General features: G+C 45.8%; 5 protein-coding genes and 1 pseudogene. 4 read left to right on the top strand and 2 right to left on the bottom strand.

From position 1 onward, the window contains the following. A pseudogene (locus AB4232_RS18670) lies at positions 1-287 on the bottom strand (lipoprotein-releasing system transmembrane subunit LolC); the annotation flags it as partial. A gap of 227 nt (positions 288-514) precedes the next feature. Here AB4232_RS18670 and AB4232_RS18675 point away from each other — a divergent pair. The 4 genes from AB4232_RS18675 (at position 515) to AB4232_RS18690 (ending at position 6,065) form a co-directional block, all read left to right on the top strand. Further along, positions 515-1,084 carry a hypothetical protein gene (locus AB4232_RS18675; RefSeq protein ID WP_009847150.1) on the top strand — a complete coding sequence of 190 codons (570 nt, stop codon included), beginning with the start codon at positions 515-517 and terminating at the stop codon, positions 1,082-1,084. Between the two features lie 6 nt (positions 1,085-1,090). Beyond that, positions 1,091-4,576 (top strand): transcription-repair coupling factor, encoded by a 3,486-nt coding sequence (gene mfd / locus AB4232_RS18680; RefSeq protein WP_372087725.1) that lies wholly within the window; start codon positions 1,091-1,093, stop codon positions 4,574-4,576. Positions 4,577-4,615: 39 nt separating this feature from the next. Continuing rightward, positions 4,616-5,383, top strand: a complete 768-nt coding sequence (locus AB4232_RS18685) for a peptidoglycan binding protein CsiV (protein WP_017096882.1) — start codon at positions 4,616-4,618, stop codon at positions 5,381-5,383. A gap of 136 nt (positions 5,384-5,519) precedes the next feature. After that, positions 5,520-6,065 carry a GNAT family N-acetyltransferase gene (locus AB4232_RS18690; protein WP_012604406.1) on the top strand — a complete coding sequence of 182 codons (546 nt, stop codon included), beginning with the start codon at positions 5,520-5,522 and terminating at the stop codon, positions 6,063-6,065. A gap of 110 nt (positions 6,066-6,175) precedes the next feature. On the opposite strand, the gene AB4232_RS18695 is transcribed toward AB4232_RS18690, so the two are convergent. Then, positions 6,176-7,465: an NAD(P)/FAD-dependent oxidoreductase gene (locus AB4232_RS18695; RefSeq protein WP_012604407.1), complete on the bottom strand. Its 1,290-nt coding sequence runs from the start codon at positions 7,463-7,465 to the stop codon at positions 6,176-6,178. Positions 7,466-8,024: the final 559 nt, after the last annotated feature.

Here is an 8,024-nt window from a genome sequence, read left to right on the forward strand (position 1 = left end):
GGTTCTACGTGGCCATTGAGCGACATTTGCTCCGCAAAGCTAGGTGCTTGAGCAGAAAGTGACGTTGTGCCTCCTTGCTCGTAAACGACGGCTTGAGGAAGGACACCAAGAATTCGGTCTTTTAACTGCGCTTCGAATCCATTCATTACCGACAAAACAGTAACCAGAGACAGCACACCAATGGTAATTCCGGCTGTCGACATATAAGAAACAAAACGGCTAAAGCGATCACCTGAACGGCCTTTCAAATAACGCAGGCCAACAAACAATGAAATAGGATGAAACATACTTTGAACCATCTAAAGGAGATGCGGGTTAATGTAACGGGTATTGCCGTTACTGTGTAGGGGTTAATTGAAAATATAGAGTGAATTAACTCAATTAGTTAGGCTTGAAAAACAGAACCTTGTCAAATAGCTAACTTTCAAACAACTATTTGAGACTTTCAATTAACTGACCTTGATTACTGCGGCCACATAGCGATAATCAATAGATCACTTCAAGGAACTAACGCATGACAGAACAAGAGTTTTTTACCGTTCACCACAGCCTTACCGCTAATATTGAGCCAATGGACAGTAACTTCGCTTTACCTTCTCAGATTCAGTTCGAATCAGAGATCCCTGCCCCTTTTGTAGTGGCAAGTGAATTTAGCCAATTGGATCTATTAGCTGACAGTGCTCGCAACGAACTGAAAAACAGCGACTTGAAGAATGTCATCAGTTTATTGGATGCACAGAACTCTAAATTAAACCTCTTGTTGAGCTTTATGTTATCGCAACAAGATGATGAACAATTTCGTACCCATACGTATTCATTTGGCGCGAGTCAGTTCTCGTGTTTTTCCAAAACAGATATCGAAGCGGGTCGCTTAGTTAAAGCAAAGCTCTTTATCGAGCACCCTGCCGCCGCTATCTATTGCTACGCGGAGGTCTTCGCTAGCGAACCTAAAGATTCAGGCTTCGAAATCAAATTCAAATATGCTCATCTTCGTGATACTGACCAAGACTTGTTGATCAAGGCTGCGCTCCATCAACAACAAAAGCTCTTACGTCAACGCTCTCTAGAACGAGATAACAAGTAAATAGACATGACAAAACAATCCATTTTCACACTACCTAAGCTCAAAGGTGCCGGTGACAAAAAGCACATCGGTAACCTAGTTGGTTCATCTCTCGCGCTTACTATCGCTAAACTAGCGGAGCAGCATAACAGCCATACTTTACTTGCAGTGCCTGATCCTCAGATCGCACTCAAGCTTCAATCTGAAATTGAACAGTTTACGGCACATGAAGTTGCGTTATTTCCTGACTGGGAGACGCTGCCATACGATAGCTTCTCGCCGCACCAAGAGATCATCTCAGATCGTATAGCACGCCTTTACGCACTGCCAACGCTAAAAGATGGCATCACGATCGTTCCGATCAGCACGTTATTGCAACGCCAGTCACCGCGCGACTTCTTACTACAACACACGTTAATGGTGAAAACAGGCGATCTCTATTCACTAGAGAAATTACGTCTGCAACTCGAAAAGTCGGGCTATCGCTATGTTGACCAAGTGTTTGGCCCGGGTGAATACGCTAGCCGTGGTTCTATTCTCGACCTGTTCCCAATGGGCAGCAAAGACCCGTATCGTATCGACTTCTTCGATGACGAGATCGACACGATCCGTACTTTCGATCCTGAAAACCAGCGCTCTATCGAAGACATCTCTGAGATTCGACTGCTGCCTGCTCACGAATTCCCAACCTCGGAAACAGCGATTGAAGATTTCCGTATTCGTTGGCGCCAACAGTTTGATGCGCGCCGTGAACCAGAATCGGTTTATATGCAGGTTTCTAAAGGCACGTGGCCTGCTGGTATTGAGTATTGGCAACCGCTGTTCTTCGAGCACACCGAAACCTTGTTTGATTATGTTGCCGATGAAGCGCAACTCCTGATTCTAGGTGATGTCGAGACTGCAGTAGATTCGTTCCTAACGGACGTTTCTCACCGATACGAGCAACGCGGTGTTGACCCATTACGACCGCTGCTGACACCTGAACAACTGTGGCTAAAGAAAGACGAGCTGTTCGCACACTTCAAACAGAAGCCACAGGTCAACCTAAGCTTAGACACGATTGAAGAAAAAGCTGGGCGTACAAACCTTCCGGTTATGCCTCTGCCTGATCTCAGCGTTCAACATCAGAATAAAGAACCGTTGTCTAACTTAAGAAAGTTCACTGAAGCCTTCGATGGCAAGGTTGTTTTTTCGGTTGAGTCTGAAGGCCGCCGTGAAGCTCTAAGTGAATTGCTTCGAGGCATCAAAGTTCGTCCGAGCGAAGTTGAAAACCTCGACGCGGCAATTAAAGGTAAAGATAAGTTCACCCTGATCCTAGGTTCTGCTGAGCATGGCTTTATCCACGAAGAGCAAAACATCGCCCTTATCTGTGAAAGTGATCTATTGGGTGATCGCGTTGTTCAGCGTCGAAAAAAAGATAAGAAAAGCGTAAACAGCGACACCGTAATCCGTCACTTAGCGGAACTTAAACCGGGCCAACCCGTTGTTCACATTGACCACGGTATTGGCCGCTATATCGGCTTGCAAACACTTGAAGCGGGTGGGATGAAAACCGAATACGTAACACTTGAGTATCAAAACGATGCCAAGTTATACGTGCCTGTTGCCTCTTTGAACTTAATTGGCCGCTACTCTGGTGGCGCTGAAGATTCTGCACCGCTACACAAACTTGGCGGTGAAGCATGGCAGAAAGCTCGTAAGCGCGCCGCAGAGAAAGTCCGTGACGTCGCAGCCGAACTGCTCGATGTTTACGCCAAGCGTGAGCTTAAGCCGGGTTACAAATTTGTGCTCGATCGTGGTCAGTACGCAACCTTCAAATCTGGCTTCCCGTTTGAAGAAACCGATGACCAAGCGATGGCAATTAATGCGGTAATGTCTGATATGTGCCAAGCAAAAGCCATGGACCGCTTAGTGTGTGGTGATGTTGGTTTTGGTAAAACAGAAGTCGCAATGCGTGCCGCGTTCGTGTGTACCGATAACAGCAAACAAGTGGCCGTGTTAGTACCGACAACGTTACTTGCTCAGCAACACTTTGAAAACTTCCGCGACCGTTTCGCCAACTTGCCGATTCGTGTTGAGGTTCTGTCTCGATTCAAATCAGCCAAAGAACAGAAATCGATCATGCAAGATGTCGCCGACGGTAAGGTCGACATCTTAGTGGGTACTCACAAGTTACTTTCAAGTGACCTTCAGTTTAAAGACCTTGGCCTGTTGGTTGTCGATGAAGAGCACCGCTTTGGTGTGCGTCAGAAAGAAAAAGTGAAAGCAATGCGTGCGGATGTCGATATCCTAACGCTCACCGCGACGCCAATTCCACGTACATTGAACATGGCAATGAGCGGCATGCGTGACTTGTCAATCATCGCAACACCACCAGCACGACGCTTAGCAATAAAGACCTTTGTCCGTGAGAGTGATGACGCGATCGTCAGAGAAGCGGTACTTCGTGAAATCATGCGTGGTGGTCAAGTTTACTTCTTACACAACCAAGTAGACACGATTGAAAAGACGGCTGAGTCACTACAGAAACTGATTCCAGAAGCGCGTGTCACCGTGGCTCATGGCCAGATGCGAGAGCGCGAACTAGAACGCATCATGAATGATTTCTACCACCAGCGTTTTAACTTGCTAGTGTGTACAACCATCATCGAAACCGGTATCGACGTACCAACAGCCAATACCATCTTAATGGACAGAGCCGATAACCTTGGTTTAGCACAGTTGCACCAATTGCGTGGGCGTGTGGGTCGATCTCACCACCAAGCCTATGCCTATCTGCTAACACCTCCCCCGAAAGCAATGACCAAAGATGCGGTTAAGCGATTAGATGCCATAGCTTCACTTGAAGACTTAGGTGCAGGCTTTACACTAGCAACCCATGACTTAGAGATTCGTGGCGCGGGTGAGCTGTTAGGTGATGAACAGAGTGGTCAAATTCAATCGGTTGGTTTCACCTTGTACATGGAGATGCTTGAACAAGCAGTTGAAGCATTGAAAGAAGGGCGAGAGCCATCGCTTGATGACCTACTGCGTGAACAAACTGAAATTGAGATGCGCCTGCCTGCGCTATTGCCTGATGACTACATCCCAGACATCAATACACGTTTGTCTACTTATAAGCGTATTGCGAGTGTGAGTGACACCGACGAATTGGCAGAGTTGAAAGTCGAGCTGATTGATCGCTTCGGCCTTCTGCCGGATGCTACCAAGAACTTGTTGTCAGTTTCAGAGCTAAAATTAGCCGCGGCGTCTATCAAAGCGAAGAAAATTGAGGCTCATGATAAAGGTGGATTCTTAGAATTCTACCCGGATGCTGACATAAACCCGACCTACCTTGTTAAACTGTTGCAATCTCAACCGCAAAAGTTTTCAATGGAAGGACCAACAAAGTTCAAGTTTACGATACCATTGGTCGACAGACGGAAACGAATTCAATTTGTTAGTGATTTATTGGGCGAATTCAGACAGAACTTGCTGCCTTCGGCATCAGACCCAATCCACTTGCACATATAAATTATCCAGCCGGTAGTTCGGCTGGAAGACGGAGTAAAAATGAAAAGACTGATCCCACTGCTACTATTGTTCGTCTCACTGCCAAGTTTGGCGCAGAGACAATTTGATATAGAAGTGATCATTTTTAAGCGTGCTGTTGATGCAGAAAAAGTGAATGAATCTTGGCCAAACACACAGCCTCAGATTTCACTTGAGCGCGTAGGTTCATTTCAAGATACCCAATACCGAGCGAAGAAAGGCGTGCAGATGCTGCCTTACTCGGAATACAAGTTAACACCTCAGAAAGATAAGCTACGCAAACACGCAGGCTTTGAAGTTCTGATGCATACCGCTTGGCGTCAAGGCGACCAAGGCAAAAGCTCGGCACCGGTTTTCCATATTCAAGCCGGTAAAGACTTCTCTAAACAGTTTAATGCCGACGGTTCTGAGAAAGGTGCAGTAACTGCATCAAATCCGAATGGTTTTCAAGAAGAGACTATCGATAAGCCGCTTTACGAGTTAGACGGCAAGCTGCAAATCTACGTTCAGCACTATCTATATGCTGAAACGACATTGGATTTAAAAGCGCCGAGCGTTCGTGAAGTGACTCTACAAGAGCAACAAATCGAGCTAGATTCACCTGTAAGTGGTGCAGAAAGTAACGTGCAAGTGGGTAATCTAACGGAGATTTCTCCGACGGTTGAAGTCCAAGAGTTTCTTAAGAGCTACCGCATGGACCAAAAACGTCGTATGCGCAGTACAGAAACTCACTACCTTGACCACCCACTTCTTGGAATGGTTATTCAAGTTCGACGCGTGGCGCAGTAAGTTACTTGCCGATTCGGCTATAATTATATAAATAATTCAATCCGCCCTCCTAGTGAGGGCGTTTTATTAAGTGCTATCTATCTTTATTCTGCACTGAATCCTTTGTTCAGTACTTACATGTAATTCGGTATTTCTTATGAGCCCTGACTTTCAGATAAATACTCAACACCTCAACCTAAAAATCATTGAAGCCTCAGACGCTCAAGAGTTTTCGCAGCTGGTTAAATCCTCCCCGAGTTTATTGCCATGGCTCGACTGGTGCCACGACGAGTTTTCGACCGTCGAGGCCGAGAGATTCATTCTTGCGACTCGCTTAAACTGGGTTAAAGCCGATGCGTTTGGCTTTGGTATCTTCGAACGAAAAAGCGAAAAGTTAGTCGGCATGGTGGCCATAAATGAGCTTTACCACACCTTTAATATGGCAAGTTTAGGTTATTGGGTGGGTGATCAATTTCAGAGAAAAGGGATAGCGAAAGAAGCAATGCTTGCCCTATTTGAATTTTGCTTCGCAATGCTCAAGTTGACGCGTTTGGAGATTGTCTGCGATACAGAGAACCTACCCAGCCAAAAGCTGATCGAGAAATGTGGCGCTGAACGTGAAGCCATTGCAAAGAATCGCTTTATCTTTAACGGTAAACCGAAAGATGGCGTGGTTTATTCTGTGTTACCTCCATTATCTTAATCGCTTAATAGAGTAACAATCCGAAATAACACGTACTCGACACGATCGAAAAAGAGCTCCGAAGAGCTCTTTTTTATTATCAGCGTAATGACCTTAGAAGGCTTACCTGATTAGTGAAGCTTTAGGTTTGGACGAAGGACACGGTTAATACGACCCACCAACATCATCAGTGATGTTTTGATTAAGCCGTGAAGTGCCATCTGGTGCATTCGGTACAAAGAGATGTAAACCACACGAGCAATACGTCCCTCAACCATCATCGAACCTTTAGTCAGGTTACCCATCAAGCTACCTACTGTAGAAAAACGGCTTAGTGAAACCAGTGAGCCTTTATCTTTGTAGATGTAGTCTTTCAGGTCACGGCCGTTCAGCTTAGCGATGATGTTGCTAAATGCGCAGCTTGCCATTTGGTGAGCCGCTTGCGCACGTGGTGGAACAAACGAACCATCCGCTTGTGTACATTGCGCCAAATCACCGATAGCAAAGATGTTGTCATCAAGCGTAGTTTGCAGCGTGTTTTTGACAACCAACTGGTTGATACGGTTCGTCTCAAGACCACCGATATCTTTCATGAAATCTGGCGCTTTAATACCAGCAGCCCATACCATGATCTGTGCTGGGATCTTCTCACCATCTTTGGTCGTTAGACCGTCAGCGTCAGCTTGTGTAACCATTGTCGTTGTACGCACGTTGACGCCAAGCTTAGTTAGCTCAGAATGTGCTGCGCTGGAAATACGAGGAGGTAGAGCTGGAAGAATACGCTCACCCGCTTCAACAAGGTTAACGTTCAGCTTGCTTGAATCTAGGTCGCCAAAACCGTATGTACGAAGCTCTTTCACAGCGTTGTGAAGCTCAGCAGACAGTTCAACACCAGTAGCACCCGCACCAACAATCGCAATGTCTACCGTACCTTGACCATTCTTAGCGTGCAGCTTTAAGAACTGGTTGTTCATTTCTGTACGGAAACGGTGTGCTTGCTCTGGGCTATCAAGGAAAATACAGTTGTCACGAACACCTGGGGTATTGAAGTCGTTTGACGTTGAACCTAACGCCATCACAAGAATGTCGTATTCAAGTTCACGGCCTGGCATCAGCAACTCACCGTGCTCATCAGTCAACTCGCTCAACGCAATCACTTTACGTTCACGATCGATATCGTTCAGGCTGCCCATTTGGAAATCAAAGCAATGGTTTTTTGCGTGTGCGCGGTAGCTTAGCGCATCAACACCTTCATCCAATGAGCCAGTAGCTACTTCATGAAGCAATGGTTTCCATAGGTGGCTTGCTTTACGGTCTACCAGAGTAATCTGGGCACGTTTCTTACGACCTAAAGTGCGGCCTAGCTTAGTTGCTAGTTCTAAACCACCAGCACCGCCGCCTACTACGATAATTTTTGTCACAATGACAATCCTCTACAAAATGAATAAATGGGGTTCGGCTCGATTACTCCAACCGATAAATTCTATGTATCTACTCGGCCTTAAGTCCAAAGGCTGCGGCTCATTTGATGACTGTGATAATAAGTAACAACAGCTCACTGAGTAGTTAGAGGGATTACAAGCAACAAACATTGGTTTGCCACTTTGCTCACGTGGATGAAAAAGGTGCCTACCTGAGAGGCAGAGCACAAATTATGGGCAAGTTTTATCACTCGCTCTCAATTTTTTTTGACATTTATCAAAATATTTTGCTTTAGAACATTATATATAGCAAAAAGATGACCGCAACAAAAATCCTTACCCACAATGAGGATTCGTGACTGATTAGTTAACGTTTGCGCAAACTCATCGATAAAATCTATATGACTAGGGCGCATTGACCTTTCACGGTCAAATTTCGTTCGATATAAAAGCGTTTTAATCGCGGCAAGGGGGAAGTAGCCTGGTCATTCTAAGCAAATCTCCCTCAACAAAGAGTAAAACGCTTTTTGCGGGGTGCTCAGCTCGAACCCTTCGGGCA

Origin of the sequence: Vibrio sp. 10N.286.46.A8 (genome assembly GCF_041470165.1) — a bacterium.
Lineage (GTDB): Bacteria > Pseudomonadota > Gammaproteobacteria > Enterobacterales > Vibrionaceae > Vibrio > Vibrio tasmaniensis_A.

Bases quoted from the DNA above. Each gene is read 5' to 3' on its own strand.
- AB4232_RS18675 (WP_009847150.1), top strand. From the start codon at position 515: ATGACAGAACAAGAGTTTTTTACCGTTCACCACAGCCTTACCGCTAAT.
- mfd (WP_372087725.1), top strand. From the start codon at position 1,091: ATGACAAAACAATCCATTTTCACACTACCTAAGCTCAAAGGTGCCGGT.
- AB4232_RS18685 (WP_017096882.1), top strand. From the start codon at position 4,616: ATGAAAAGACTGATCCCACTGCTACTATTGTTCGTCTCACTGCCAAGT.
- AB4232_RS18690 (WP_012604406.1), top strand. From the start codon at position 5,520: ATGAGCCCTGACTTTCAGATAAATACTCAACACCTCAACCTAAAAATC.